We start from the raw sequence: 26,765 nt of genomic DNA, 5'->3' as shown, positions 1-26,765 counted from the left end.
CCGGCTTTTGATTTATGAAATAGGATAGGACTTAGATTAGAATGGAAGCCCAACGGCTATATTCAGTACTAAATTCTCCTTCCGCCAGGTTCTGCTTCCAAAATTAATCTCGTTAAATACCCATGGATTCTTATACTTAACCGGCGCACTTGGATCCAAGGGAGCATTCGGATCCGAATCGACAGGTGTTATGGTATACCATGGTTTTCTAAATGGTGTTGCCAAATCCAGACGGAAAACGAGGAAGGAGAAATCCAGCCGAAGACCAATCCCGCCACCAACGGCCACCTGATTGAGGAAATTCTTTTTAAATACAGATTCTGAGCCATAACCTTCTGAAGCATCGCCCCGGTATGACCACACATTACCGGCATCGACAAATACTGCTCCTCCAATGATATCCGTAAATTTCATCCTGACTTCCGAGTTAGCTTCTAATCTGATATCACCAAAAGACTGATATCCGAAAAGCCGCACCGAAGTGGTATCCTGATTATAGGCTCCCGGGCCCACTGCTCTGGCTCTGAAAGCGCGCAAACCTGTACTTCCACCTGCAAAATATTGTTTGAACTGCGGCATTTGCATCGTTCTGGAATTGCCAAATGGAATACCTACACCGGCCAGAAACCTGTTTGCCCATTTAATTCTTGAATTGATAGTCCGGTAGTAACGTATATCTCCATCAAGTTTTACAAATTGCAAAATCGGTATACCGAATATTTCTTTTGGAATAATACTATCCACTGAATTTTTCTTACCCAATAAACTTAATAAGTTTCCACCATAGTCAATACCGCCAATCATCACAAATTGGTTCTTGCTGAAAGGTTTAGGGGTAGGACGATAAGAAACTGAATAATTAGAGCCCATGATGAAATACTTGGTTTCAAAAAGATCCCTGTAACGTCTCTTTTCCAATGGGGTTACTAACTGACTGAAAAGAATATCAAGATATTTCTCCGGATTAATATTTCTAGGTTCAACAAAGTTGAGTGCTATGGGAGTCAATGTATGTTCCAGCCGGGAATTTTTACTCCATACAAAAGAGTAATCAAAACGAATGGATCTTGTTGTGTAAAAATCACGCTGGATTCTGTTCTCATAAGTTAAAGCCATAATAGTCTTAGGTAACACCTGACTTCTTTCCGGACGTATTTTAACAAATGGAATTACAAATCTTGGAAAAGACAAACTTGCTACCGCTCCGTAACGTATGTATTCATTTCCAACTTTACCGGGATTTTCAACCCGATTTCCGCCTAACTGAACGTCAAAACCGAAATAAGGACTTAATGTGAAGATTTCTCCTCCGCGAAGGAAATTTCTGTTTTTTAGATTGACCGTTAATTGCGAACCTCCCAGGTTATTTGATTTTGTACTGGCACTTAGTACCGTTTGAAGAGACTTTTTCTTCAAAGGCGCTAGATTATAGTACACATTCAGCATTGCTGAATCTGATCGTGGTACTAACTCAAAGCTGTTCTTAACGAACTTGAAATTCTGAAAGTTAACCAGTCTCTGTACTGAAAGATCCTGTTGCGTATTCGTGTATAAGTTCCCTTTACGAAAAGCGATTGCATCGTAGAAAATCCGTCTTTTATAAAGTTTCCCAGGATCATTAATATTGATTCCTCTTCTTAAAGGACCTTTATTTATTGCGCTATCAGCACTTTTATCCTGATTTGTCCCAGTGTTTACATATATCTGATTGATATAATATTGCTTCAAAGCCGTTTGTGCAGTTTCCTTTTTTACCTCCAGGTAAAGGTTTACCTGCTGTGGTCCCATCGTCGAATCCTGACGACCAATGGTGGAATCCACGCGGACAATCAGATAATCCGGGTTGAAATAATAATATCCTTTTCTTTTTAAAAGCTGTTCGATTCGGGAACGCTCAGAAGTTATTACATCAAGCCTTATTGGATCACCTTTTCTCAAATACGAATCTTTTTTAGTAGCTACCAGATCCTTGTTGAACTGCGCACTATCAGGTACTACAAAATTGACCTGGTTTATAAAATAACGCGGCATCACATAAGCTTCGTAATGGGCAGTAGCCGTTCTTTTTTTTATTTTATATTCAAGTTTACCGGCAGCAGACGATTTATAATAGCCTTCGTTGTCCATAAAGCCAACCATATTTTTGGCATTGATATCGACAATTCTTTGGTTTGCATACACAGGTGGCTGACCCAATTTTTTGCGAAACCAGCTACGCAAACCACCTTCATCCTTTGGCTGGCCAATCCAGTAATAAAACCATACTTTCCAGGGAAATCCAAAAATAGTTTTATTTGGTGGTGGCTTCACAATTGCTTCCAGACTTGTAGCCAGATCTGCTACTTTCGGTTTGCTAAGCGTATCCGGCGTTATTTTTACAGTATTCCCAACATACAGGCTTTGGCCAGCCGGGACGTACTTTCTTACCGAGCAGCTTCCCAGTAAAATACATATCACAAAGATGGCTAAAGTATTAATTCTCATTTTTTTGCTTTTGAAAAATTTCACGGAACAAATCGTAATCCGCTGTTATAATAAAACTTACACCCGTTTCAACAATGAAGCCTTCGAGAATTGACTGATATTGGTTTTTTCGATATCCGCGGAAAAGATATCTTCCGTCCTTGCTAAGTGAATAGTCCAATGCAATGTTGTCAAATACTTCGGATGAGCTTGGTGTCTGTGACTTACTTTCCAGCTCAAAGTTTTTTCCAACAGAGATTTTCAGTCTGTCGCCCAGGAATGCCTTGCTTAAACCAACGTTCAAATCAGTTCTGGCCCCCGCAACCTGGTCGGTTGAGGAATTTACATTTAAATCCAGATTAACACCTTTAACAAGGTCACCTGCAAGGTTATTAAGCTGATCACTCAAAAGCTGACTCACACTTTGTCTGGCAATCTGTTCTGCGCTTGACCCTATATTAAAGCCGGAAGAAGTTTGATCTGTAATAAATTTATTGGTGATCAAAAGGGCAAATGCCTGTTTGTTCATTTCAGACGGATTGTTCTGCATATCATTCCAAAATGTCTGGTTTGTAATGTCAGTTTTAACATTTTCCGAAACTTCTGCGCCAGGCTCAACATTGAAAGTAATGTTAGGAGAAGAAAGATTTCCGGTAATGATAATCTGAACTTCAATCGGAATTTTACGGTCGCCTTTATAGTTATTGTCAATCGATCCAGGATCAACCATAACCGGATAAACAGCCGTGATGTTCAGGTCTGCTTTCATCGGGTCACCTGTCCAGATCAGGCTGCTTCCCTTACGGATCTCAAAATTTCTTTTAAGGATCTGAAGTGTCAGATCATACGAACCTTGCGTCAGGTCGTACGCTCCGATTAAATAAAGCTGACCGTTCGGTGCAATACCCGTATTCAGTTTTGCATTTCCTTTTAGTTTGATATTGTCACCATTGAGTTCATCAATAACAACCGTGAATTGGGACTTGTCATCAACGTCTATATCCAGTGAAATTTGTGATGCAAAGTCAACAATGATCTGTTTGGCTGCTTCAAGAGAGTCTGCTTTCGATACCTGGGCCAACTGGCTCATATCCACAAATTCAATAACTCCTTTACTGGCATCGCCGGTTTCAGTAGCGCTGTTTGACATCACCACCGTAACATTACTTTCCGGGTCAAGTTTCACATTTCCATCTACAATAGAGCTGCTACCTTTCCCTTTCACTGTCAGATTTGCATCCACGATGGCTTTTCCATAGAAAAGGTCGTTTTCTTTTTGTGTTGAACTTAAAACGGTAAAGTTTTTCGCGTCAATTTTGAGGTTATACTTAACATCAGGTATCGTGGCGATATTTACATTACCATTTACTTTAAGTTGTTGTTTAAGTGAATCGGCAACAATGAAATTGTTAAAATTGATATCCTGACCGTTAAAATTGATTTTCTGATTGGTTAAAGAATAACGCGCGCCAAGTTGGGTAACGTTAAAAGCAACATCGTCAAAATTAATTGACCCGTTCAATTGCGGACTATCTGTTGATCCTGTAATTTTTGTTTGTCCGGAAAGATTTCCGGTAGCCCGTTTCAATTGTCCAAAACTGAAAGCTTCTACCGTTTCTGCCCCGAATTTTTTAAGATCCAAAGTAAAGTTCAAAGGATTTTCATCTTTCAAACGATAGGCACCATAAAGTCTCATGTCGTTTTTATCGCTTGTTAATGACATCCCAACTCTGATTCTGTCTTCTGTTTCATTGGTTGAACGAATGGCCAGATTCCCAACCGGGATTTTCATTAAAGCCAGATTGTTGATCGACAATTGCCCTGTGTAAACCGGAGAAACCATATAGTTACTTAATCTGATTTTTCCGCTAAGTGTACCTGTGGCCATTGTTGAATCCCTTGTAGCAAGTGCCACAAACTGGCCGATTGAAATGCTGTCTGCTGTAATGTCCAACGGGCTATTTGGCGCGTTTGTTGAAGAATTGATGGTTAGTGATTGATAATCATTTCGGATTACAAAGTTTTTGACCAAAACACTATCCGGTGCATATTGGACATAACCTTCACTATCCGTCGCCCATTTCTTGTAATCAATTAATAATCCTTTCCGTAAACGTAACTGATAACGGTTATCAACCAGGGCAAGGTCTCCATTAATTCCATGACGATCCGTATTGGCCGAATCTTTAACCATAAAATTAAACTTAACGTCGTTCTTCGCTATATCGGTTTTCAAAGACGCATTCTGCATTCTGAAACTACCCGTTTGCACACTGCCGAGATAGGCATTCATCACAGCTTTTTCTTTCACACTGCTCATATTCACCAAAACCTTTTCCGTGTGAATGCTGTCATATTCAACCAGAGGAATGCTGAGGTTAGCGATGATTGTCGAATCTTGCTGATTATTTAGTTCCGCATGCAGAACAACCGGTTTAAGTTCTGTTAATTGCGGAGCAAATATTTTGAAAAGCGGATGATCCATTACAGCTGCGTCGAGCGTGAAATCTGTCGGTTTTGTAACAGGTTTGTAAGTCAGGCCGGGCACTGCAAAGTGTTTGCTTGTTTCGGTTAAAATCGCATCTGCAATTTCAGTATAAACAAATTTCCCTTCCAGTTTTGCATTCAAAAACGGCGATTTGATTGTAGCTCTTTTATTGCCAGCGGTATCTGCCAGCTGAACCGTCATATCAGAAATACTAACCGGTCTTTTGTGATGGGTCAGCAATAAATTATTAACAGAAACAGTACCTATTGGATTTTCAGGATTTGTGGAAGGCATATCGATTTTGATATTCCCCTTCACTTGCAAAGAATCATTGTAAAGATGCAGTGCGGTCAAATCCATATGGTCAATTTGCGCTTCACCCTTCACACTTGGAAATTCCTTCGAAAGATCGGCTTGTCCTTTTAAGGCAATACCAATATTTTCATCCTTCATGTTAGCTTCTACATTAGCCAATCCATGATCCACATCCCCTTTAAGTGTCAGGTTATTGTATACATAGCCTTGTATATCAGCACTTTGAATTGTCCCATTCAAACGCGCTTTCATTCTTGAAGGCGTATAGCCAATTCCTGCCAGTTGTGTGGACAGCGTTAATTTACCTAATTGCTCCGGTGGTTGTTTCAACATTTTACCCATATCAAAATCGGTAAAACTCAACATTCCGTCGTATTTCGCCTTAATGCTGTCTGTAATATCCTGAAGGTTTCCGGTGAAAGTACCGTTACCAAACGAAGTATTAATATTGGTCGAAAGCGTAAGGTTAGACATTGAACCGTTCACTTTTCCTGTAATTTTAATCGTTTCTGGCAGCTCAATACTCGAAGGCACTGCGCTGTCCGGAAGCATTTTCATCAGGTCTGCTTTTGTAGAAGACAACTCATTGATTGTCATGTCAGCCGACAATTTATCAGCATCAGGTAAACCACGAATTCTTCCATCCAAACTCAGTACAGTACCATCAAGCATACTGAAACGTGCTTTCGAAATCAGCATATCATCCACCGAGCCAGTAACAAGTCCTGATCCTTTTACAACACCATTTGGTTCTTTGTCAAATGGTGGTGTCTTTGAAAGATCCGGAGCGAGTAATAATATATCTGAAAAAGCAAGATGTGTTTCTGTCAGATTCAAACGGATTTTGACGTCGTTCAAATTTTTGGTCAGGTCATCAATGTTATTGTATCGCAATGTCAATTCATCGCGAAGGAGTGAATTAGGTGTCTGAAAATAAAGTTTGCGCAGATATGTCTGTTTGGCGCCATAGCCAAAATCCGTTCTCAGCGCCAGCACCTTAAATCCGCTCTTATCTTCAAATGAGCTTTTTGCTAATTTTCCGGTTATGTTATCGGTTGAAAAAAGAAAATCTTTTAAATCAACATTTAATTTTTTTACATCCAAATGCGCGTAATCGAGGCCTTTTGCGATCGGTTTTGAATTGAAGTCATCATAACGCAAACCGGTGTTGACAACCTTAATATCTTTTACAATTGCAAACCAGCCAGGTGTGGTAGTGGTATCAGCCTGAGTCGCTGGCGGACTGGTTTTCGATGTGGCTTTTTTCGCAAACTCCGCATAGGCCGTCATGTTTTCAATCAATACACTTTCAACATTTACACGCTGGCTGCCCATGTAAATGCTGTTGATTTTTCCTTTAAGTGTGCCAACGGTTATTCCATTGTTAAGGCCGGAAGTTTCGTCCGTAAATACCCAGTTAAACTTAGAAATATCAATATCTCCAAGTTTCAAATCAAGTGAATCCGCCGGATTGGTTGGTGTAACCAAAGTATCGATCACTAACGCTTTATACATCCGAAGTTTTGCTCCGCTGTTATAAAGTGCAATTTTGGTCGGATGGTATTGCGAAAGTGTCGGATTAAATTTATCAAACGAAACATATGCAGAATCAATATTAGCATCTGCATCAGTTCCAATGACTGCATCTTTGTATGAAAGTCTTACTTGTTTCAGTAATATTTTATCCAAACGCATTTCCATTGGTTTGGTCGTAGTGTCTACCGGAGCGGCAGGATCCGTGCTTGCGAATGCATCGACAATAAATTGAAAATTGAAAACGGTATCCGGCAAAGTCCTGTGAATGTTGGCAACTGCGCCTTCCAGCTCAATTTGATTGATCCCGACATTACCTTTTATAAGCGAATACATGTCCATATCGACACGCAGCATTTTTCCGGAAACCAAAGTGTCGCCTTTTTGATCAGCAAAATAAACACCTTCCAGTACTATCCAATCCGGAATATCGAATCGTATTTTTTCTACGTTAAGTTTGGTTTTAAGTTTTTTGCGCAAATAATCATTTGCCTGTGTAGTCAGAAAGTTTTGACCGGCAGGAGTTTGTATACCCCATATTAACACACCAATCAGGATTAAAACTGTCAGTAATATTATCGCCAATACTTTTAGTGCTTTCTTCATTCTTTAAAGTTATTCCATCCATTTCATAGTAGCAGGATGGGTGAAGTTTTCTTAATATGACCGGTTTTACAACCGAGTGAGTAGCATACCTGCCGGATAATTCAGGCTCATACACTACTCACCAAATAGATTTAATTTACCAGCTAACTAACGCTTAAATAAATCAGGACTTACTGCGTCGTTGATTGAAATCGAAGACGTCACTTGCAAAGGTTTTTTGTCAACACTGTTTACCTGTACAAGTTTAGCAGGATACAACAGCCCGGATGCAGATTTTGTATAATTTGAAAAATCAGTAACCGTTTCCACACCTCCGATGTTTTCTCTCTGACGTGTAAGCAAACCAGTTTTTGCATCAAAATACAAATTGTATTTCACTCCCTTTCCCTGCAGCTCAACCTGGTTTGTGGCAACTCCGTTTATAGTTTCTGTACCAACGGTAGAGGCAATAAAACCTCGATTTTGATAATCAATAAAAGGAGCCAGGTTGTCATACATCTCATATTTCATGGCATCTTTCTCTGCCTGGCTCAGGTCTTTTACATCAGTCTTGTTTCCAAGAGGCACTTTAACCCAGGCGTCAGCACCTTTCATTGTGTAAACGAAAGCACGGTTCATAATGGTTTTAGACTTATAAACCGAATTGTCCGGGATGGAGACTGCTATACTCGATGTGTATGGTGTCGAGGAAGCCGAGGTATAGCTGCGTTTGAGACTGTAAGTTTTTATATTTTGCCAAAGTGATTTTCCGCCAGTCGCTTTGTAATAATTATCAAAAATGGTATCAGCAGGAATTCTTGTTTGTGCAAAAACCGATACAGAAGCTAAAAGTATAGCGAGCGAAATACCGATGAATCTTTTCATGTGAATGGGTTGTGTTAAGTTAAAAATATGGTACGTATGATATCAGTATAAGTAACCCAGATCCTGAAAAATAACAGGCTTGGTATGTTATATATACTGATAAAAGTAAAAATACCATATTTATTGCTGCAAGTGGCAAAAACCGTTCCAGTACCTGGCTACTTTAATTTTGAACGGACCGGGGATATATGTTTAGTCAGATTTTCTACTTTTAGATGAATAAATGCAATGCGAATTATAAATCATGACCTCGGAAAGAACAGGAAAAAAATAATAAAGGGAAGAGAGCATCTCATCTGCTTCTTCCCTTATTATTAGTTACTTATGATTTTGCCGCTCAGGATTCGTCTCCGCTCATGGATATTTTTCCGAAACGGTATTGAAACGTCAGGTTAACCAAACGGTTTGTTTGCTGCCACAACGAATTTTGAAGATAGGTATCTGTTGCAAGCTGACTTTTGTAAGCGCGGGAAAGAAAAATGTCCTGTATATTGAAAGAAAGTGTTGCTTTTTTTTCCAGCAGATCTTTCCTTAGTCCCATATTTGCTACAAAAACACCCTGGCGGGTTCCTTGTGCAATCGCTCTCGGACCTTCATAATTTATATAAGCTGACGCTTTGAAATCAAGAGGTAATGTTACAAAAGCATTCAGGTTTCCTGAATAACTCCACGTTCTGTTATCAATGTTTGCGAGTGCAGAAACGACCTCACTTCTGAAAAATCTTCCGCTTCCGTTGATTTTTAATATATCACCAAACTTTTGTGAAAAGTCGGTTTCAAAACCATAATTAAGTTCTTTTCCAATGTTGTCGTACTGAGTCAGTGAAATTCCTTCGGTATTGATAGTCCTTAGACGCGTAATGGCGTTATTGGAATAATCCATAAAAAGTGAAGGGCCCCATCCGCCATTTTCTTCATAGTTGGAATAAGCCATTTCAGCTTTGTGCGTAAATTCCGGGCGAAGGTTCGGGTTTCCTGTCTGAATGTTTTTTGGATCTGAAACGTCAGTATATGGATTTAGCCAATCGGCCTCCGGACGCTGCACGCGACGGCTGTAATTTAATTTGATAAGGGAATTGTCATCCAGTTTTCTGCTGATGGCCAGTGATGGAGATAAGGTCAGGAAGTTGACAGAAAAATCTCTTCCGGCACTGATCTGATCAATTTCCTGATCAGAATCTGTCAGTCTTAAACCTGCGCGCAAACCCCAGAGATCTGTTTTTTGAGAAAAATTCAAATAACCGGTATAAACCGAATTTTTATACCCGAATATGTTGCTGATCGAATTGTCAAATTCGAAATTTCCGGATTCAGCGTTCAGCAGATAAAATGCATTGGTGTTGTCATTTGTATTGAATCGTGTACGGAAACCTACTTCCAGGGTTGCTTTATCGGTTACAGGCAAAGTATAATCAGTATTCAGAAACAGCGATTTGCTCCTGCCGGTCCGCATATTTTGCTGGTATTTTGATAGGCTATCCACATCATCAACCTGATCATACATCGAATTATTTCCGGATTTTCCCTCAGAATAATTGGCAGTGAAAGTCAGCAGTTCGTCCTTTTTGTTAAACTTCCGGCGATAGTCAAAGCTGGTACTTAAATTATTTCCGTTGCCTTTACTTTGATTAATTCTGTCAAAATGATCCAGTATCTGACCAGTTAAAAGTGCCGAATTATTTACCAGATCACTTTTCGTATTACTTTGATCACGGGAGTAATTGACACTTAGCTCAACGCTGTTTTTATCGTTGATGTCATAATTGGCACCGAGGCGGCCAAAAAGATTTTTATTTTTATTATTTCCTGTTCCGCGCTGCTCCAGCCGTGAAGGTTCGTCGCCAAGGAAGTTATCACGATTCAATCTGCGTTTCCAAAACATGTTACGGTTTTGGCCATTGATGGATGCATTCAAACCCAGCTTTCCGGCACGGTAACTTACATTTCCGGATGCATTATTATTGTTTTTCAAACCAAGACTGGTCCGTGCCCCGCCATTCAATCCTCTGATTTTATTCTTTTTGGTGATAATATCAATCACTCCCGACGCTCCATCCCCTTCATATTTTGCCGAAGGTGTTGTAGAAACATCAATGCGCTCGATCAATTCTGCCGGGAAAGATTGTAAAACCGTGGGAAGATCGCTGCCATAAAGTGTTGAAGGTTTTCCATCAATCAAAACAATCACATTCCCCTTTCCACGAACCTGAGGATTCCCGTTTTCATCCAAAGAAACGGATGGTAATTTTGTTAAAAGATCACTTGCATTATTACTGCTCGCAAGCATATCCTTTCCGATTGTAATCATCTTTTTATCAATATCCTCAACAATCATCGCCTTCTCGCCCCGGATCACAACTTCATTTAGTTTTTGCGAAGATGTGATGATAGCAAGCGTCCCAAGATCGGTAATATTGGCTTCGGTGGCAACGCTTATATTGGGGACAAAAAGCGTTTCATAACCCATGTTCGTTATCCGTAAGATATAGTTTCCGGGTTTGACATCGGCAATTGTAAAAACACCATTTTCATCCGTGATGGCACCGCCCGTAACAGTAGAATCTTTTGCAAGTAAAACAGCAATAGTAGCGAAGCTGACCACTGCATTTTTTGGAGCTTCAACCACCTTGCCGATCAGCTTGCCACCAATGGGAATGCGTGTGGAAAAATGCGTTTTTGCGTAGGTTTTTAGTGGAATATTGGTGACAACCAGTGCTGTAAGGATAATGGCGGGAAGTCTTCGGGTAAAGAATGAGTTTTTAAACATTATTATTTTTTAAAGTTATCAGGGGTAGGAATTATTAGGAATCTAAATATCTAAAAGGTATTAACTACTTGAAATATACTCATTAAACTATACTAAAAGCAAAAATATTCAACGGTAATTTTTTGTTTTTAATTGTACAAAATTATAAAAAAAGTAAGATCGTTAGTATTTTAATTGGCTGTTGAATTAATTTGCATAGTTTTTAAATTATTTTAATAAAGTATTCTAAATCATTACCTGATGAAACGTTTTCTCTTTACATTACTCAGTTGCCTAGGGTTCTGTACAACCTGGGCTCAGCCTAATATCATTCCAAAACCAACCCAGATGCTGGTGGCAAAAGGTGAGTGGACTTTGGAAGCCAAGTCTAAAATTGGAGCACCGGCAGATGCAAAATGGACGAAAGTTGCAGAAATGCTTGCCGGACAAATAAACAAAGCCAGTGGATATGCTGTGAAAACAGTGAAAGGAAAAGGTGATATTTCATTGGTTCTTTCTTCAGATGCAAGTTTGGGGGAAGAGGGATACCGCTTGTTGTCTACACCAAAAGGAGTAACGATTCAGGCGCAAACTGCGAAAGGAGCTTTTTACGGAATTCAGTCTTTGTTGCAGCTTTTGCCGGTTGAAATTTTCAGTCCGAAAGTTGTCAGTAATGTTAAATGGGTCGTTCCTTATGTTACGATCAAAGATATGCCGCGTTATGCTTATCGTGGGTTGATGCTCGATGTTGGCCGCCATTTTATGCCTGCTGAATTTGTCAAAAAGTATATTGATCTGATCGCTTTGCACAAACAAAACCAGTTTCACTGGCATTTGACAGACGATCAGGGATGGAGAATCGAGATCAAAAAATATCCTGAACTGACAACGATCGGTTCGAAGCGTAAGGAAACAATGAAAGGCCATTATAGTGACCAGAAGTATGACGGAACACCTTATGGCGGTTTTTATACCCAGGCAGAAATAAGGGAAGTGCTGAAATATGCCGAGGATCGTTTCGTAAATGTAATTCCTGAAATTGAACTGCCGGGCCATGCGCTGGCCGCTTTGTCAGCTTATCCGAAACTGGGAAATAATCCTGACAAAATTTATGAAGTTGGAACAAAATGGGGTGTTTATGATGACGTTTTCATGCCGCGTGAAGAAACATTTAAATTCCTGGAAGATGTTTTGACCGAGGTTATTGATCTTTTCCCAGGTAAATATATCCACATTGGGGGTGACGAGTGTCCAAAAACGCAGTGGAAAGAAAGTCGTTTTGCGCAGGATCTGATCAAAAAGGAGAACCTGAAAGACGAGCATGGTTTACAAAGTTATGTGATCAAACGTATTGATAAATTTGTGACTTCAAAAGGTCGCAGCATTATCGGTTGGGATGAAATTCTGGAAGGTGGACTTTCGCCTAATGCTACGGTAATGAGCTGGAGGGGCACTGAAGGCGGAATCGCAGCGGCGAAGGAAAATCATGATGTAATTATGACACCAAATAATTTTGTTTATCTGGATCACTACCAGGCGGAAGCAAAATCGCAACCTATCGCAATCGGAGGTTTTACGGATCTTGCTGAATCATATTCATACGATCCGACCCCAAAAGAATTGACAGCTGAGCAGGCAAAACATATTCTGGGCGTTCAGGGAAATGTGTGGACAGAATACATGACCACATCTGATTATGTGGAATATATGGTTTTCCCTCGTGGAATTGCCATCGCTGAAACCGGCTGGACACCGGCTGATAAAAAAGATTTTGCAGATTTCAGCAAACGGCTGGAAGTACACAAAAAACGACTGGATTATTTAGGCGTTAACTATTTTGGTGCTCCGATCAATGATAAATTCAAATACAACTGGTCTGCTAAAAAGTAAGGTTTGACGGTTTTATATTGAAAAGGTATCCTGCTTGTCGGGATGCCTTTTTTGTTATATTTACGTAATCAATTAGTTGGAGTTAGTATGGAAAAGAAGAAACGGATTAAAGTTTTTAAAACTTTTGAAGAGCTTGAAGATGATCAATTTCAGATCAATATTGAGATGTCTCTTCAGGAACGATTCGATGCTTTCCTTAAAATGAGAATATTCCATGAGCAAATTTTTCCCTCAGAAAAAACAGCAGCAACTAAAAAGCGCATCATAATTTCAAAACCTGAATGGATTTAGAAGATAATGAATTTTTGAAATTTGTTAAAGCAGCTTATGAAAATGACCTGGAGTATTTGCTAATTGGAGGGTTAGCACTTGCTATGCATGGCATTCATCGCTATACCAGCGATGCCGATTTCTGGATTAAACCAACAGACGATAATAAAGAAAAACTTATCCATACTTTGGTTTCTCTTGGATATGAAGAGGAGGAAATTCATGGGATAAAAGATTTGGATTTCACTCAGGCTCAAATTGTCCGTTTAGAGGGACCTATAGATATTTTAACATCTGTTCACCTTAGAATGGAGTTTAATGAATGTCGGCAGAGCAAGAGAATTTATTTCTGCAACTGGATTTAAAATTTATTTTTTTCATATTAATGATTTAAGGGAAAGTAAAATCCTGGCGAGACGGCCAAAAGATTTGAATGATATTTTGATGATTGATGACCTTCTAAAAAGATTATCTGGAAATACTGATCTCTAAACTGATTATGGAACAGAATAAGCGGATTATATTTTTCAAGGACAAAAATGATCCATATCTCGAATCATTGCGAGAAGGGAAAAAGGATACTCCCGAAGAGCGCTACATTAAATTTTTCGAGAATAGGAGAAAGTTTAATGAATTCATGGGGATCAGGAAAGATCCGAATGCAAAAAAGACAATTGAGATAAAGAAGGCAGATTGGTTTTAAATATTATTTTCTTATTAAATATTAAAGGATATGAATGTACAATTCGTTTCAAATTCCAAGGGTAAAATTACCGCGGTGCAATTACCATTAAAAGATTGGAAAGAGGTTGAAAAAAAACTGGAAGCTTTTAATTTGGCGGAAAGTATAAAAGCTGGTTATAGAGAAATGGAGCAAATCGAGAACGGAGAAATTGAGGCAAAAACACTAGAACAGTTTTTAAATGAGCTTTAAAATAATTCCCACTCCCAATTTTCAAAAGGAGTTTAAAAAACTTAGTAAAAAATATCCTTCAATTATTTCCGATATCAAAGAGTTGTCCAATTCTTTAAGCGAAAATCCCACACAAGGATCAGAAATTTTCAAAAACTGCTACAAAGTAAGAATTGCAATCAAAAGTAAAGGAAAAGGCAAAAGTGGTGGAGGTAGATTAATTACCTATGTTAAAATAGTAGATAAGAACATTTACTTGTTGACGATATATGATAAATCTGATAAAGAAACAGTTTCAGACACTGATCTAAAACAATTATTAAAGGATATATAATTAAAGTAATTTTTGTACGACTGTAATTTGAATGACACTACCTAGCTGTAAGTAATACAAAAATAAAAAACCCACACCCTTCCTCCCTTCCCCCCAAACATTCTATTTTTGCAGAATGTATAAATATATCCTTTTACCGATCTTCTTCCGGTTCGATGCCGAGCGTATTCATTACTTCGTTTGTGAAATGCTGCAAATCGCCTTTAAAATTCCGGGTGTTCCTGCTTTGCTGAGAAGTATGTATACTTTTGAACATCCGGATCTGGTGCAGGAAGTGGCTGGTTTGCGTTTTCGTAACCCGATCGGCCTTGCAGCAGGTTTTGATAAAAACGCAGAAATGGTTGATCAGCTTGAAGCTTTGGGTTTTGGATTTATTGAAATTGGAACCGTTACGCCGCGCCCTCAGCCGGGAAATGACAAACCAAGACTGTTTCGTGTGAAGGAAGATGAAGGACTTATTAACCGGATGGGTTTCAATAATAAAGGCGCAGCTGTTGCCGCGGCGAAATTGCGTTACCGTAAATCCAAAATCCTGGTTGGCGGGAATATTGGTAAAAATAAAGATACCCCAAATGAGCAGGCGCTCAGTGATTACATCATTTGTTTCAACGAATTGTTTGACGTGGTTGATTATTTCGTTGTCAATGTAAGCTCACCCAATACACCCGGATTGCGTGATTTACAGGAAAAAGGGCCCTTGACAGAAATCCTTCGTGAGCTTCAAATCCGAAACAATCAAAGACCAAATCCCAAACCGATATTTTTAAAAATTGCTCCGGATTTGACTTTCAGTCAGTTGGATGATATTATTGATATTGTAAAAGAAACCGGAATTGCCGGCGTTATTGCTACAAATACTACGATTAGCCGTGCAGATTTAAAAACAACAAAAGATACGCTGGATAACATCGGTGCCGGTGGACTGAGCGGACAGCCACTGAAATACCGGGCTACCGAGGTAATTCATTATCTTTGCGAAAGATCGGGAAATACGTTTCCGGTTATCGGAGTAGGCGGTATCGCTTCTCCGGCAGATGCACTGGAAAAACGCAATGCCGGCGCAAGTCTGTTACAAATTTACACCAGCTTCATTTATGAAGGTCCGGGTGTGGTCAAGAAAATTTGTAAGGCCATGGTAGCAAAATAATAGCCTGCCAGATTGAAAAAATAGAAAGCACTTCATACATTCATAAAAAATAAGCACCGGGATAAATGTCTGTAAATAAGCTGAGAGGAAATACACAACGAACGAGGACAGAAGAGGAAGGTGTGAGGCCCCGTTTCAGATTATCTCTGGATTGGGATAGTATATTTTCCAGCCCGAAAAGTACTCTGGCCTGGGGGATTTTTTTCCTTTTGTCAGGAATCATTTTAGAAGTTTCATTTATATCCTACATCATTACCGGTTTAGCCGATCAAAGTATAGTTGATACTTTGGGGCAGGAATCTATTCGTGATGCTGGCCGGCAAACGCGTAATTTTTTAGGCGTACTGGGTGCTACATTTTCACATATTTTTGTTTACCGCTGGTTTGGTGTCGGCGCATTATTGCTTCCTTTTGTCCCAATCCTGGCGGGTTGGAAAATTGCTTTCGGGAAAGAATTGCTGCCGCTTACGCGTGCTACACAGGAAGTTATTTTTTATACACTTTGGGTAAGTGTTTTAATGGGTTACATTGTTCTGATGAGCAATACTGAAAACACGATGAGTTTTGCTTCCGGCGGCTTTGGCTACATGATCAATGTCTGGCTTTTCGACTGGCTCAAATGGGGAAGTATCATTCCTATTTTATTTGCTCTTTTTGTATTTGCGGTATATTTCTATGACGCCAAAACATTGGTCGAAAACTGGCAGCGCAGGCCTGAAAGGGAATTGTCAGTTGTGGAGGAAACCGAAGTGCCTAATCAATATTCTGCTGATGATTTGCCGGATATTGAAGTAGAAGTTCAAAAGGAGCCTGTAAAAGAACCTGAGTATGTTTCCGTAGTAAATGATACCTACGACGACGATGTCATCATTCCTCCTTTGGTAACAGAACCTGAAATCGAGGAAAAACATAATGGTATTCATGTGCTGGAAGTTTTAAATAAGGAAGACTTTGTAAAACCGGCAGCGATCATTAGTCCTGTAATGGCACCGGCTGTCACAGCAGCAGATCTTGAACTGGAACTGGAAGTTTCTGATGAAACACTTTTGCCAAAAGAGGTTCGTGAAGTTATTGATGATGAAGATGTGAATGCTTCGATTCTTCGGGAATTCGGACAATATGACCCGATGCTGGATTTACCTTCTTACCAATTCCCAACGTATAACTTGCTGAGTGATGTTATTGATAATCAGCATGAAAAGGTTACACAGGAAGAATTGGAAAGCAACAAAACCAAGATTGTGGAAACACTTGGAAGTTACGGTATCAATATATCAAAAATCAAAGCGACGATTGGGCCAACGGTTACACTTTATGAAATCATTCCGGAAGCTGGTGTAAGGATTTCCAAAATTAAAAATCTGGAAGGTGATATCGCATTAAGTTTGGCTGCATTGGGAATACGTATTATTGCCCCTATGCCCGGCCGTGGAACGATTGGTATTGAGGTGCCGAACAAAAACCGGGAAACTGTTTTTATCCGTTCCGTTTTGATGAACGAAAAGTTTCAGAAGTCAACTTATGACTTGCCGATCGTTTTAGGGAAAACTATTTCAAATGATATCCATATTGCGGATCTTGCCAAAATGCCTCACTTACTTATGGCCGGAGCAACGGGACAAGGAAAGTCTGTGGGTTTGAATGTGATCCTGGCTTCTTTGATCTATAAAAAACACCCGGCAGAATTAAAGTTTGTACTGGTCGATCCGAAAAAGGTGGAATTAACGCTTTTCAACAAATTGGAAAGGCACTTTCTGGCAAAACTTCCTAATGCGGATGAAGCGATTATCACCGATACTAAAAAGGTAATTTTCACGCTGAATTCCTTATGTATTGAAATGGATTCGCGTTACGATCTTTTGAAGGAAGCATCGGTAAGAAATCTGAAAGAATACAATACCAAATTTGCGCAGAGAAGATTAAGTCCTGAAAAAGGCCACAAATTCCTGCCTTATATCGTTTTGGTGATTGATGAGCTTGCGGATTTAATGATGACGGCCGGAAAAGAGGTTGAAACACCGATTGCCCGTTTGGCCCAGCTTGCCCGTGCCGTGGGAATTCACCTGGTAGTTGCCACGCAGCGACCTTCGGTAAAGGTTATAACCGGTTTGATCAAAGCCAACTTCCCGGCACGTTTATCTTTCCGGGTAACATCCAGCATCGATTCAAGAACTATTCTTGACATGGGCGGTGCTGAACAATTGGTTGGACAAGGAGATATGCTACTGGCAATTAATTCAGAAGTGATCCGTTTGCAATGTCCTTTTATTGATACAAGAGAAATTGAGGATGTCTGCGAATTTATTGGCGGGCAACGGGGATATGATGAAGCGTATGCCTTACCTGAATACGAAGGCGATGAAAGTTCTGAATCAAGAAGTGAAGTAAATACTGATGATTTTGACCAGTTACTTCCGGAAGCAGCGCGGTTAATAATCACCCATCAGCAGGGAAGTACGTCACTCATCCAACGAAAAATGAAACTGGGTTATAACCGTGCCGGCCGTATTATGGATCAGCTGGAATTAATCGGCGTTGTTGGTCCATTTACGGGCAGCAAAGCTAGAGACGTTATGTTCCACGATTTAAGCCAGCTGGACGATCACATGAGGTCCATGGGTATCAGCGGATAAATTGACACAAATAAGAAAAATGACTTTTGGTATCGTGTTGAAACGCATGTATATCAAAAGTCGTTTTTGTTTTAATGGTAATATTAAATTTTATACCTAAAAGGAGTAATATCAGTAAACAATCTCCATTGTATACTTTTGATCGGATAGCTTCATACTGTATTCCTAACCGATAAATACTTGATGCAAAATAAATTCTGTCTGACTGTGTTTTTATTTTCAATAAGTATTTTGTCTTTTGGGCAAAATAAAGAATCTCATCTCCCTGATGCTCTCACCCTGAATAACGGTACCAAAGTCACATCTGTAAAACAATGGAATGATCGGAGAGAAGAATTACTTCAGATTTTTCGTACCGGGATGTATGGAATTTCTCCCGGGCAGCCAAAAGACATGCATTTTGAGGTTTTTGATCATGACAAAAATGCCTTAGGCGGAAAAGCAACCAGAAAACAGATAACCGTTCATATCAGGGAAAATGGAAAGGAAGCGAAATTTGATATACTTCTTTACATACCGAATAAAGCCAAACATCCAGTTCCGGCCATCATTGGAATAAATTTTAGTGGAAATCACGCGATCAATGCCGACCCTAAAATAAAACTCAGCGAATCCTGGGTGGAAAGTAGTAAAAATTCGCCCTGCACGGAAAACGGAAAAGCTACTGACGCGTGTCGTGGTACAAATTCAAGTCAATGGCCCATTGACAGTATTATTGATGCCGGTTTTGCTCTGGCAACGATTTACAGGGAAGAAATTGCGTCGGATCGAAAAGAAGAATCTTTTAAAACGGGCGTCCATACTTTGTATCCTGAACTTCAAAACCAGGAAGATAATTTCAGTACCGTAGCTGCCTGGGCATGGGGTTTGAGTCGAGGAATGGATTATTTGGAAACGGATAAGGATATTAATTCAAAAAAAGTTGCTGTATTTGGCTTTTCAAGATTAGGTAAAGCCGCGCTTTGGGCTGGTGCAAATGATACCCGTTTTGCCATGGTGATCAGCAACGAATCCGGTGCAGGCGGAGCGAAATTATTTCATCGCGGTATAGGAGAAAACATCAGGAGATTGAACACCGTTTTTCCACACTGGTATGCCAAAAGTTTCAGGAAATATATGGATAAGGACACCTTACTTCCTTTTGATCAGCATCTTGTCATAGATTTAATAGCTCCGCGTCCCGTATATATAGCAAGCGCGGAAGGAGACAAAAACTCTGATCCGGAAGGTGAATTTGCTTCGGCGGTAGAAGCGGATAAAGTGTATCGTTTTTTAAAAACAGATGGCCTGCCAGTGAAGGAAATTCCGGAATTAAACAAGTCAGTAATGGGGCAAATTGCCTATCACATCCGGACAGGCGGGCATGACGTTACAAGTTTTGATTGGCATCAGTTTCTAATTTTCTCTAACTTACACCTCCAAAAATAAAAACATCTAAACAACTAATCTTACAATAAATAAAAAATGAGCTCAATTTCTTCGTCTGGTAGCGAACTTACCAAGGCTAAATTTACAGAAAGCCGATTTCTTGTCACCATCACCTTTGTAACATCGCTCTTCATGTTATGGGGGATTGCGATCACGATGGGAGACGTTTTAAACAAACATTTTCAACATACTTTAAGTCTTACAAAGACAGAATCTGCTTTCGTTCAATTTGCCATTTTTGGAGCTTATTTCGTCATGGGGATTCCTGCGGGTTTGTTCATGAAACGTTTCGGTTATAAAAACGGAGTACTTCTTGGACTTTCTCTTTTTGCGCTCGGTTCATTTTTGTTTGTACCGGCAGCCAATGTTGGCTCATTTATCCTTTTTGTATCTGCATTATTCATTCTGGGCTGTGGATTATCCACCCTTGAAACTGTTGCGCATCCATTTGTAGCTTCTTTGGGAGATCAGCGTACGAGTGACCAGCGTATCAACTTTGCACAGGCTTTTAACGCCTTGGGAGCAATTATCGGACCTGCAATCGGTTCATACTTTTTGCTTCGTAACAATGTGGAAGGGAGCACGGATCTGACGTCGGTGAAAGTTTTGTATATGGTCATTGGTGGTGTTATTGCTACAATTGCTATTTGTTTCTCTTTCGTGAAAGTGCCACCCTTAACAGACCCTCATGTTGAGGCCCTGGACCCGGATGCAGTTAACATCGATGTAAAACAAGGGAAAAAACTGATAGAGCACAGGCATTTTGTGTGGGCTGTAATTGCTCAGTTTTTTAACGTGGCGGCTCAGTCCGGTACCTGGGCATTTTTCATTAATTACGGTCATGAGAAAATGGGCTTCACAGATGAAGTTGCAGGTAATTACATGGTTCTTTTTATGGCGATGTTATTGGTTGGCCGTTTTGTAGGGACATTTTTAATGCGTTATATTAAACCTCATACATTACTGGCCATTTTTGCGATCGGAAATGCGATAATGTGTTTGATCATTACACAAAGTCTTGGCTGGCCGTCGTTTATCGCGCTGCTCATGCTGAATTTCTTCATGAGTATCATGTTCCCAACCATATTCAGTCTTGGATTAAAAAATCTTGGTTCACATACGCAGCAGGCTTCTTCATTCATCTCGATGGGCGTTGTAGGCGGGGCTCTTTTCCCGTTCGCTATGGGAATGCTCGCAGATCAAAATGTAGCAACAGCATATTACTTGCCGATCATCTGCTATTTTGTAATATTTTTGTTTGGTTATAAATTTTACAAAGTTCAATAGTATTAATGAAACTCTGGGGAATAGATTTAGGAGGTACAAAAATAGAATGTGCCGTATTGGATTCGGAAAATGATCTGGCCGTTGTCATCCGTAAAAGGCTGCCAACAGAGTCTGATAAGGGATATGAGCATATTTTATCTCAAATAAAAAAACTGATAGACTTAGTATCCGAAGAAATAGGAGAGCGGCCGCTTAAAATCGGTTTTGCCACACCTGGTGTTTCCGAGCCGGATACCAATCTGATGAAAAACTCAAATACAACCTGTCTGAATGGTAAACCAATGCAGAAAGACCTGGAAGATATCCTTGGCATTCCTGTAAAACTTGCCAATGATGCTAACTGTTTCGCATTAGCAGAAGCCTTGATGGGTGCCGGGAAAGACTATCCGGATGCCGAGGTTGTATTTGGTGTGATCATGGGAACAGGCGTTGGCGGAGGATTGGTTGTCAATAAAAAGATCATCGGCGGCCATCACGGAATTGGTGGTGAATGGGGTCATAATATTCTGGAAGAAAATGGCCAGGCTTGCTACTGCGGTAAAAAAGGTTGTGTGGAACAGGTTATTTCCGGGCCGGCATTGGAGAGATTCTACGAGCGTGAAAGCGGCGAAAAATTATCCCTGAAAACCATTCTAGAAAAATATCATGCAGGAACCGACGGTCACGCAACTTCAACGATCGATCGTTTGCTGGAATATTACGGACGTGCAATTTCTACACTGATCAATGTTCTGGATCCGGGTTTGATCGTCATCGGCGGTGGTGTTGGAAACATTGATCTGCTGTATAACGAAGGTTACGAAAGGATCAAAAAATACATTTTTAATAATGGTGTGATTACAACGCCGATACTCAAACCAAATTTGGGAGATAGTGCCGGTGTTTTTGGTGCTGCATTATTGTAAAGTTAATAAAAGAAAAAAGTCCTGACCGTATTGTTCAAAAGCCGTAAGGCCGAACATGCAGTCAGGACTTTGCTTGTAAATTTAAACCATTCTCTCACATCTTTGTCTAAATTTGCGTACCGTATAAACCTGGCATACTTTTTAGAGAACCTAGTTAGAATTAAATTATTCATTATGAAAAAATCAGGAATTATCTCATTAGCATTATCAGTCGTTTTGTTTTCTACGACAATATTCAACTCAGCGCAAGCGCAGGGGGATAAAAAATCAACTGCGATTCTGGATGCTATGAGTAATAAATATCAGAAGATAAAATCATTCAAAGCTATTTTCACCTATACGCCAGACGGCGGGAAACCATTAAAAGGTGACGCTACTGTGAAAGGAACCAAGTTTCGTTTGAAAATGGCCGGACAGGAGATCTTCAATGATGGAAAACTGATGGCGACTTACATCAAAGAAACGAATGAGGTAAACCTTCAGGATTTTGATCCTACCGCAGGTGGCGATCTTGATCCGACACGGATTTATTCTGCTTATAAAAAAGGATTTAAATATGCGTTTTTGCAGGAGAAAAAAGAAGGTGCCCAGACTTTCGATGTTGTTGAGCTGACTTCAACTGGCAAAAATAGCCAGGTTGATAAAGTGCAGATCCAGGTTAATAAAGCTGACAACTCTATCAACAGCTGGAAAATATTTCAAAAGAACGGACAAAAAGTAACCTATAAAGTAGAGCAGTTCCAACCTGATGTGGCTGTTGCTGATAATTTTTTCACTTTTAATGCAAAACAATTTCCTGGTGTAGAGGTTGTAGATCTACGGTAATACCAGAGTATCTTGTAAAAAGAAAGAAATATTGGGAGAAGAAGGTGTTACAGCTTTCTTCTCCTTTTTGTTATCTGGAATATAACAAACTTCAATAATTTGACATTATTGAAAAGAAACATGCAACATTTGCAGCGTAACTATGTTTTAAGATAATATTACAGACGTTGAAAAATTGCTTTTCAGCTTCTTCATTTTAGTTGAGTACATGTTGTTTCTTCAAATTTCTAAAATAGTGAACCCGATTTTTTCAAAATTGGACAAATGGTTTGACCTCGGTATAGGATTCGTACCGAACATCATAATTGCTATTTTATTGCTTGTGATTTTCCGATACCTGGCGGGATATGGCGGCCGGTTAATGTCCAAAGGTCTAAGCCGGGCTTCTCAAAATGAAGCATTGGTAAGTCTGGTTTCTTCTTTGACGCGCATTATAATCTTTACAACGGGTTTATTCTTTGCGCTTGGGATTTTGGGTCTTGACAAAACGGTAACTTCTCTTGTTGCAGGTGCCGGCGTATTGGCATTGGCGATTGGTTTTGCTTTTCAGGATTTGACAACCAATTTTATTTCCGGCGCTTTTATCGCGATCCAGCGGCCAATCAAGGTTGGTGACGTTATCGAGACGAATGGATTTACGGGAAAGGTTAAATCCATTAACCTCCGGTCTGTTATTATTGACAATCTGGCCGGCCAGCAAATTGAGATTCCAAGCAAAGATATTTTTCAAAAACCAATCACCAACTTTACGTATTCTGGTGAGCGTAGAGTTCAGATAGAATGCGGGATTTCATTTAACGAGGATCTTGCGCTTATTGAAAAAATAAGTCTGCAGGCAATTCAGTCCCTTGGGTTTTTAAGTACAACCAGGCAAGTTGATTTTAGTTATACTAAATTTGGTACAACTACAATTGATTTTCAGATTCAGTTCTGGATTGATCAGGTGAAAATAGGGCCGGGATCGGCGAAAAGCGAAGCGATTAAAGCTTTGAAAGCTGCTTTTGATATTCATGGGATTATAATTCCGATTCGTCCGGCGGAAGTTGTGGGGGAAATTAAAAAAGAATAGCGGGAAGATTCTTGATTTGAAACTAATAATATCAGGCCAAGGTTATGTCACCCTTTCAGGGTTTTGCCAAATTCAGGGGTTTTGTTTCACTATAATACTGCCATCCCTTCGGGATTATTTGGTTGTAATTAAGGATATATGATTCCCACAATCCCTTCGGTTGTAATTCGAATTAGGTTTCTTATCAGCTAAAATCCCGAAGGGATGATATTATTATAGAAAAAACGTTTGATACGCCATATTTCAACCCTGAAAGGGCGGCCCGCGCAGGGCGGCCCGCGCAGGTGGCATAATAATCTCCAAAAACTCCTACCCGCCAAAATCAAAAATCCCGGCCCGAAAATAATTTCCGAGCCGGGATTTCAAGCTAAAAGCCAATCGCTGAAAGCTATTACCTAAAACAAATTAATATCTGTAAATATCTGCTTTGTAATGACCTTCCGTTGGAAATCAGTTACCCAATTTATTTGTTTCAATTCTGATAGTTACCTATCGGCGGCAATCCCGAAGGGATCACATTATTGTAGAAACCATCTAATCTTAAAGTGCTTAACCCTGAAAGGGCGGCCAGCGCAGGGTGGCATAATAATCTCCAAAAACTTCTACCCGCCAAAATCAAAAATCCCGGCCCGGAAATAATTTCCGAGCCGGGATTTCAAGCTAAAAGCAAATCGCTAAAAGCCAATACCTAAATATTAATATCTGTAAGTATCTGCTTTGTAAGGACCTTCCGTTGGAACACCGATGTAAGCAGCTTGTTCATCAGAAAGAACTTCAAGTTTCGCGCCAACGTGTGCAAGGTGGAAAGCAGCAACTTTTTCATCCAGAGCTTTTGGAAGAACGTATACTTTTTTCTCGTAAGCAGCAGTATTTGTCCAAAGTTCGATCTGAGCCAAAGTCTGGTTTGAGAACGAGCATGACATTACGAAAGATGGGTGACCCATAGCGCAACCCAGGTTCACCAAACGTCCTTCTGCAAGGATGATAATATCTTTTCCTTCTACTGAATAGATATCAACCTGTGGTTTGATCTGAGATTTTGTAGAACCATAAGCAGCGTTTAACCAAGCCATATCAATTTCGTTATCGAAGTGACCGATGTTACAAACTACTGCCTTATCACGCATTTTCAGGAAATGTCTTTCAGTGATGATACGGAAATTACCAGTTGCTGTAACGATGATGTTAGCACGCTCAACAGCTTCGTCCATAGTCACAACTTCAAAACCGTCCATTGCGGCCTGAAGCGCACAGATTGGATCTATTTCAGTAACCAAAACACGGCATCCAGCACCACGAAGAGATTCAGCAGAACCTTTTCCTACATCACCATAACCTGCTACTACTGCAACTTTACCGGCAAGCATCAAGTCAGTTGCACGACGGATCGAATCTACAAGTGATTCGCGGCAACCATATTTGTTATCAAATTTAGATTTAGTAACCGAGTCATTTACATTGATTGCAGGCAAATGAAGCGTACCATTTTTAAGACGATCGTACAAACGAAGAACACCCGTTGTAGTTTCTTCTGAAAGACCTTTAATGCCTTCGATCAATTCAGGGTATTGGTCAAAAACCATGTTGGTAAGGTCACCACCGTCATCAAGAATCATGTTCAAAGGCTGACGATCTTCACCGAAGAAAAGCGTTTGTTCGATACACCAGTTGAATTCTTCCTCGTTCATACCTTTCCAGGCATATACAGGGATACCAGCTGCCGCGATTGCCGCTGCTGCGTGATCCTGTGTTGAGAAAATGTTACATGAAGACCAGGTAACATCTGCGCCCAAAGCTGTAAGTGTTTCGATCAACACGGCAGTTTGAATTGTCATGTGAAGACAACCCGCAACACGTGCACCTTTCAAAGGTTGTGACGGACCATATTCAGCACGAATGGCCATAAGACCTGGCATTTCAGCCTCTGCCAATGTAATTTCTTTGCGACCCCATTCGGCCAGCGATATGTCTTTAACCTTGTAAGGAATGTACGTTGTTTCTGTTGACGTAGCCATTTTCTAGTTTGGATTTTGTTATCTTTTGAATGGTACAAAATTAAGTAGAAAAACCATCAGGATTGATATTTGTAGATGTTTATTGGGGTTTTGATTTAAAAATCAGATATTCTATCTATAAAAAGAAGGGATTGATAGATTTTAAAGCAATTGATGTGGTTTGAATCTGTAAGTGTAGATATTTTGTCTACTGTTCGATAATATTCAGAAACTGATAATTTATGTTAACAGCCAATAATTATGACTTTACAGGCTGAATATTATTGATAATCAGTGAAGTAACTATAAAAGTAAAGCGTCACCTTTCGGGCAACGCTTTTATATAGAAACATCAAATGGCTAGCGCCAGAATTGACGGGAAAATTAAATAAGTACGGTAAAACTTTTGAAAATCGCACCGATACGTACCGCATCAAAGATTCTCGCCTGCGTTCCACCATGATTTAGTACCGATTGTTCATGAGAAGTAACACACATTTCACAACCATTAAGTGCTGAAACAACCAGACTTAAAAGTTCAAAGAATTCTTTACCCAGCACAGGATTAACCATTATGCTCATTTTAATTCCCGCAGGAGCGTTGTTGTAAAACTCTTTGTCCATAAAGTGTCTGAAACGATAGAACACATTATTGGCATTCATCAAAGACACGCAGGCAGTAACTTCCGCAAGTTCTTTTTCGTCAGCTCCTTCTGCGATGGCAAGTTCTTCAACAGCAGAAATAAGCGCTGTGTTTTTCTCATTGATAGCAACAGAAAGAGCAATCAATAAGGCTTCCTTGCGGTTGATGTTCTGAGATTTTAAGACGTTACCTATGTTGATTTTCAGATCTTTAAGGTAACGGTGATCTAAGGCTGCCAGCTTGTTGATAAGCACGCTTTCAAATGCGGCAGGCAGATTGATTTCTTTATACAGCGAATCTTTCGTATTCCCTGTGGCTGCAAATGGATACATTTTAATGAGATTGGAAGTGGAAGATGAAGCAGTTAGTTCACATCGAAGAGTTCATCTTAGTGCTGTTTGTTACAATTTCA

19 protein-coding genes are annotated in these 26,765 nt (G+C 39.9%); 13 read left to right on the top strand and 6 right to left on the bottom strand.

The features are described 5' to 3' along the window. Positions 1–36 precede the first annotated feature (36 nt). From LXL81_RS21730 to LXL81_RS21715, 4 genes are all read right to left on the bottom strand, one after another. The gene (locus tag LXL81_RS21730; RefSeq protein ID WP_234648865.1) at positions 37–2,484 is read right to left on the bottom strand and encodes a BamA/TamA family outer membrane protein; all 2,448 of its coding nucleotides are present in this window, start codon (positions 2,482–2,484) and stop codon (positions 37–39) included. Then, positions 2,474–7,405, bottom strand: a complete 4,932-nt coding sequence (locus tag LXL81_RS21725; RefSeq protein ID WP_234648864.1) for a translocation/assembly module TamB — start codon at positions 7,403–7,405, stop codon at positions 2,474–2,476. The genes LXL81_RS21730 and LXL81_RS21725 overlap by 11 nt, the downstream gene beginning before the upstream one ends. 147 nt (positions 7,406–7,552) lie before the next feature. Next, positions 7,553–8,269, bottom strand: a complete 717-nt coding sequence (locus LXL81_RS21720; protein WP_234648863.1) for a hypothetical protein — start codon at positions 8,267–8,269, stop codon at positions 7,553–7,555. Between the two features lie 337 nt (positions 8,270–8,606). Continuing rightward, on the bottom strand, positions 8,607–11,036 hold the full coding sequence (locus LXL81_RS21715; protein ID WP_234648862.1) for an outer membrane beta-barrel family protein: 2,430 nt from the start codon (positions 11,034–11,036) through the stop codon (positions 8,607–8,609). Between the two features lie 240 nt (positions 11,037–11,276). Between LXL81_RS21715 and LXL81_RS21710 the strand changes: the two genes are divergently transcribed. The 13 genes from LXL81_RS21710 to LXL81_RS21650 all read left to right on the top strand — a co-directional run bounded on the left by LXL81_RS21710 (position 11,277) and on the right by LXL81_RS21650 (position 23,716). Further along, positions 11,277–12,905, top strand: a complete 1,629-nt coding sequence (locus LXL81_RS21710; protein ID WP_234648861.1) for a beta-N-acetylhexosaminidase — start codon at positions 11,277–11,279, stop codon at positions 12,903–12,905. Between the two features lie 87 nt (positions 12,906–12,992). Continuing rightward, on the top strand, positions 12,993–13,196 hold the full coding sequence (locus tag LXL81_RS21705; protein ID WP_234648860.1) for a hypothetical protein: 204 nt from the start codon (positions 12,993–12,995) through the stop codon (positions 13,194–13,196). Beyond that, the gene (locus tag LXL81_RS21700) at positions 13,187–13,540 is read left to right on the top strand and encodes a hypothetical protein (protein ID WP_234648859.1); all 354 of its coding nucleotides are present in this window, start codon (positions 13,187–13,189) and stop codon (positions 13,538–13,540) included. The genes LXL81_RS21705 and LXL81_RS21700 overlap by 10 nt, the downstream gene beginning before the upstream one ends. 134 nt (positions 13,541–13,674) lie before the next feature. Then, entirely contained in the window at positions 13,675–13,878 is a 204-nt protein-coding gene (locus LXL81_RS21695) for a hypothetical protein (protein WP_234648858.1), read from the top strand. 30 nt (positions 13,879–13,908) lie between these two features. Further along, positions 13,909–14,109: a hypothetical protein gene (locus LXL81_RS21690; protein ID WP_234648857.1), complete on the top strand. Its 201-nt coding sequence runs from the start codon at positions 13,909–13,911 to the stop codon at positions 14,107–14,109. Continuing rightward, positions 14,099–14,422 carry a type II toxin-antitoxin system RelE/ParE family toxin gene (locus LXL81_RS21685; protein ID WP_234648856.1) on the top strand — a complete coding sequence of 108 codons (324 nt, stop codon included), beginning with the start codon at positions 14,099–14,101 and terminating at the stop codon, positions 14,420–14,422. Before LXL81_RS21690 ends, LXL81_RS21685 begins: the two co-directional genes overlap by 11 nt. 115 nt (positions 14,423–14,537) lie before the next feature. Beyond that, positions 14,538–15,569 (top strand): quinone-dependent dihydroorotate dehydrogenase, encoded by a 1,032-nt coding sequence (locus tag LXL81_RS21680; protein ID WP_234648855.1) that lies wholly within the window; start codon positions 14,538–14,540, stop codon positions 15,567–15,569. A gap of 65 nt (positions 15,570–15,634) precedes the next feature. Then, positions 15,635–18,202 carry a DNA translocase FtsK gene (locus tag LXL81_RS21675; RefSeq protein WP_234648854.1) on the top strand — a complete coding sequence of 856 codons (2,568 nt, stop codon included), beginning with the start codon at positions 15,635–15,637 and terminating at the stop codon, positions 18,200–18,202. A gap of 183 nt (positions 18,203–18,385) precedes the next feature. Further along, a complete protein-coding gene (locus tag LXL81_RS21670) occupies positions 18,386–19,630 on the top strand; it encodes a S9 family peptidase (protein WP_234648853.1) in 1,245 nt (414 codons plus the stop codon). A gap of 36 nt (positions 19,631–19,666) precedes the next feature. Further along, entirely contained in the window at positions 19,667–20,917 is a 1,251-nt protein-coding gene (gene fucP / locus LXL81_RS21665) for an L-fucose:H+ symporter permease (protein ID WP_234648852.1), read from the top strand. A 5-nt stretch (positions 20,918–20,922) separates the two neighbouring features. Beyond that, positions 20,923–21,822 (top strand): ROK family protein, encoded by a 900-nt coding sequence (locus tag LXL81_RS21660; RefSeq protein WP_234648851.1) that lies wholly within the window; start codon positions 20,923–20,925, stop codon positions 21,820–21,822. A 174-nt stretch (positions 21,823–21,996) separates the two neighbouring features. Continuing rightward, a complete protein-coding gene (locus LXL81_RS21655) occupies positions 21,997–22,647 on the top strand; it encodes an outer membrane lipoprotein carrier protein LolA (protein ID WP_234648850.1) in 651 nt (216 codons plus the stop codon). Positions 22,648–22,882: 235 nt separating this feature from the next. After that, positions 22,883–23,716: a mechanosensitive ion channel family protein gene (locus LXL81_RS21650; protein ID WP_234648849.1), complete on the top strand. Its 834-nt coding sequence runs from the start codon at positions 22,883–22,885 to the stop codon at positions 23,714–23,716. Between the two features lie 695 nt (positions 23,717–24,411). Here LXL81_RS21650 and ahcY read toward each other — a convergent pair. After that, a complete protein-coding gene (ahcY, locus tag LXL81_RS21645; RefSeq protein ID WP_234648848.1) occupies positions 24,412–25,731 on the bottom strand; it encodes an adenosylhomocysteinase in 1,320 nt (439 codons plus the stop codon). Positions 25,732–26,094: 363 nt separating this feature from the next. After that, positions 26,095–26,685, bottom strand: a complete 591-nt coding sequence (locus LXL81_RS21640; protein ID WP_234648847.1) for a carboxymuconolactone decarboxylase family protein — start codon at positions 26,683–26,685, stop codon at positions 26,095–26,097. Positions 26,686–26,765 lie beyond the last annotated feature (80 nt).

The sequence above is a fragment of the Dyadobacter sp. CY356 genome (genome assembly GCF_021440195.1).
Lineage (GTDB): Bacteria > Bacteroidota > Bacteroidia > Cytophagales > Spirosomataceae > Dyadobacter.
Note: the sequence above shows the minus strand (reverse complement) of the source record. Positions and strands in the feature narration are given on the sequence as shown.

Coding starts and splice junctions, on each gene's coding strand:
- LXL81_RS21710 (WP_234648861.1), top strand. CDS start 11,277: ATGAAACGTTTTCTCTTTACATTACTCAGTTGCCTAGGGTTCTGTACA.
- LXL81_RS21730 (WP_234648865.1), bottom strand. CDS start 2,484: ATGAGAATTAATACTTTAGCCATCTTTGTGATATGTATTTTACTGGGA.
- LXL81_RS21700 (WP_234648859.1), top strand. CDS start 13,187: ATGGATTTAGAAGATAATGAATTTTTGAAATTTGTTAAAGCAGCTTAT.
- LXL81_RS21690 (WP_234648857.1), top strand. CDS start 13,909: ATGAATGTACAATTCGTTTCAAATTCCAAGGGTAAAATTACCGCGGTG.
- fucP (WP_234648852.1), top strand. CDS start 19,667: ATGAGCTCAATTTCTTCGTCTGGTAGCGAACTTACCAAGGCTAAATTT.
- LXL81_RS21640 (WP_234648847.1), bottom strand. CDS start 26,685: ATGTATCCATTTGCAGCCACAGGGAATACGAAAGATTCGCTGTATAAA.
- LXL81_RS21680 (WP_234648855.1), top strand. CDS start 14,538: ATGTATAAATATATCCTTTTACCGATCTTCTTCCGGTTCGATGCCGAG.
- LXL81_RS21670 (WP_234648853.1), top strand. CDS start 18,386: ATGCAAAATAAATTCTGTCTGACTGTGTTTTTATTTTCAATAAGTATT.
- LXL81_RS21660 (WP_234648851.1), top strand. CDS start 20,923: ATGAAACTCTGGGGAATAGATTTAGGAGGTACAAAAATAGAATGTGCC.
- ahcY (WP_234648848.1), bottom strand. CDS start 25,731: ATGGCTACGTCAACAGAAACAACGTACATTCCTTACAAGGTTAAAGAC.
- LXL81_RS21685 (WP_234648856.1), top strand. CDS start 14,099: ATGAGCTTTAAAATAATTCCCACTCCCAATTTTCAAAAGGAGTTTAAA.
- LXL81_RS21675 (WP_234648854.1), top strand. CDS start 15,635: ATGTCTGTAAATAAGCTGAGAGGAAATACACAACGAACGAGGACAGAA.
- LXL81_RS21655 (WP_234648850.1), top strand. CDS start 21,997: ATGAAAAAATCAGGAATTATCTCATTAGCATTATCAGTCGTTTTGTTT.
- LXL81_RS21715 (WP_234648862.1), bottom strand. CDS start 11,036: ATGTTTAAAAACTCATTCTTTACCCGAAGACTTCCCGCCATTATCCTT.
- LXL81_RS21705 (WP_234648860.1), top strand. CDS start 12,993: ATGGAAAAGAAGAAACGGATTAAAGTTTTTAAAACTTTTGAAGAGCTT.
- LXL81_RS21720 (WP_234648863.1), bottom strand. CDS start 8,269: ATGAAAAGATTCATCGGTATTTCGCTCGCTATACTTTTAGCTTCTGTA.
- LXL81_RS21695 (WP_234648858.1), top strand. CDS start 13,675: ATGGAACAGAATAAGCGGATTATATTTTTCAAGGACAAAAATGATCCA.
- LXL81_RS21725 (WP_234648864.1), bottom strand. CDS start 7,405: ATGAAGAAAGCACTAAAAGTATTGGCGATAATATTACTGACAGTTTTA.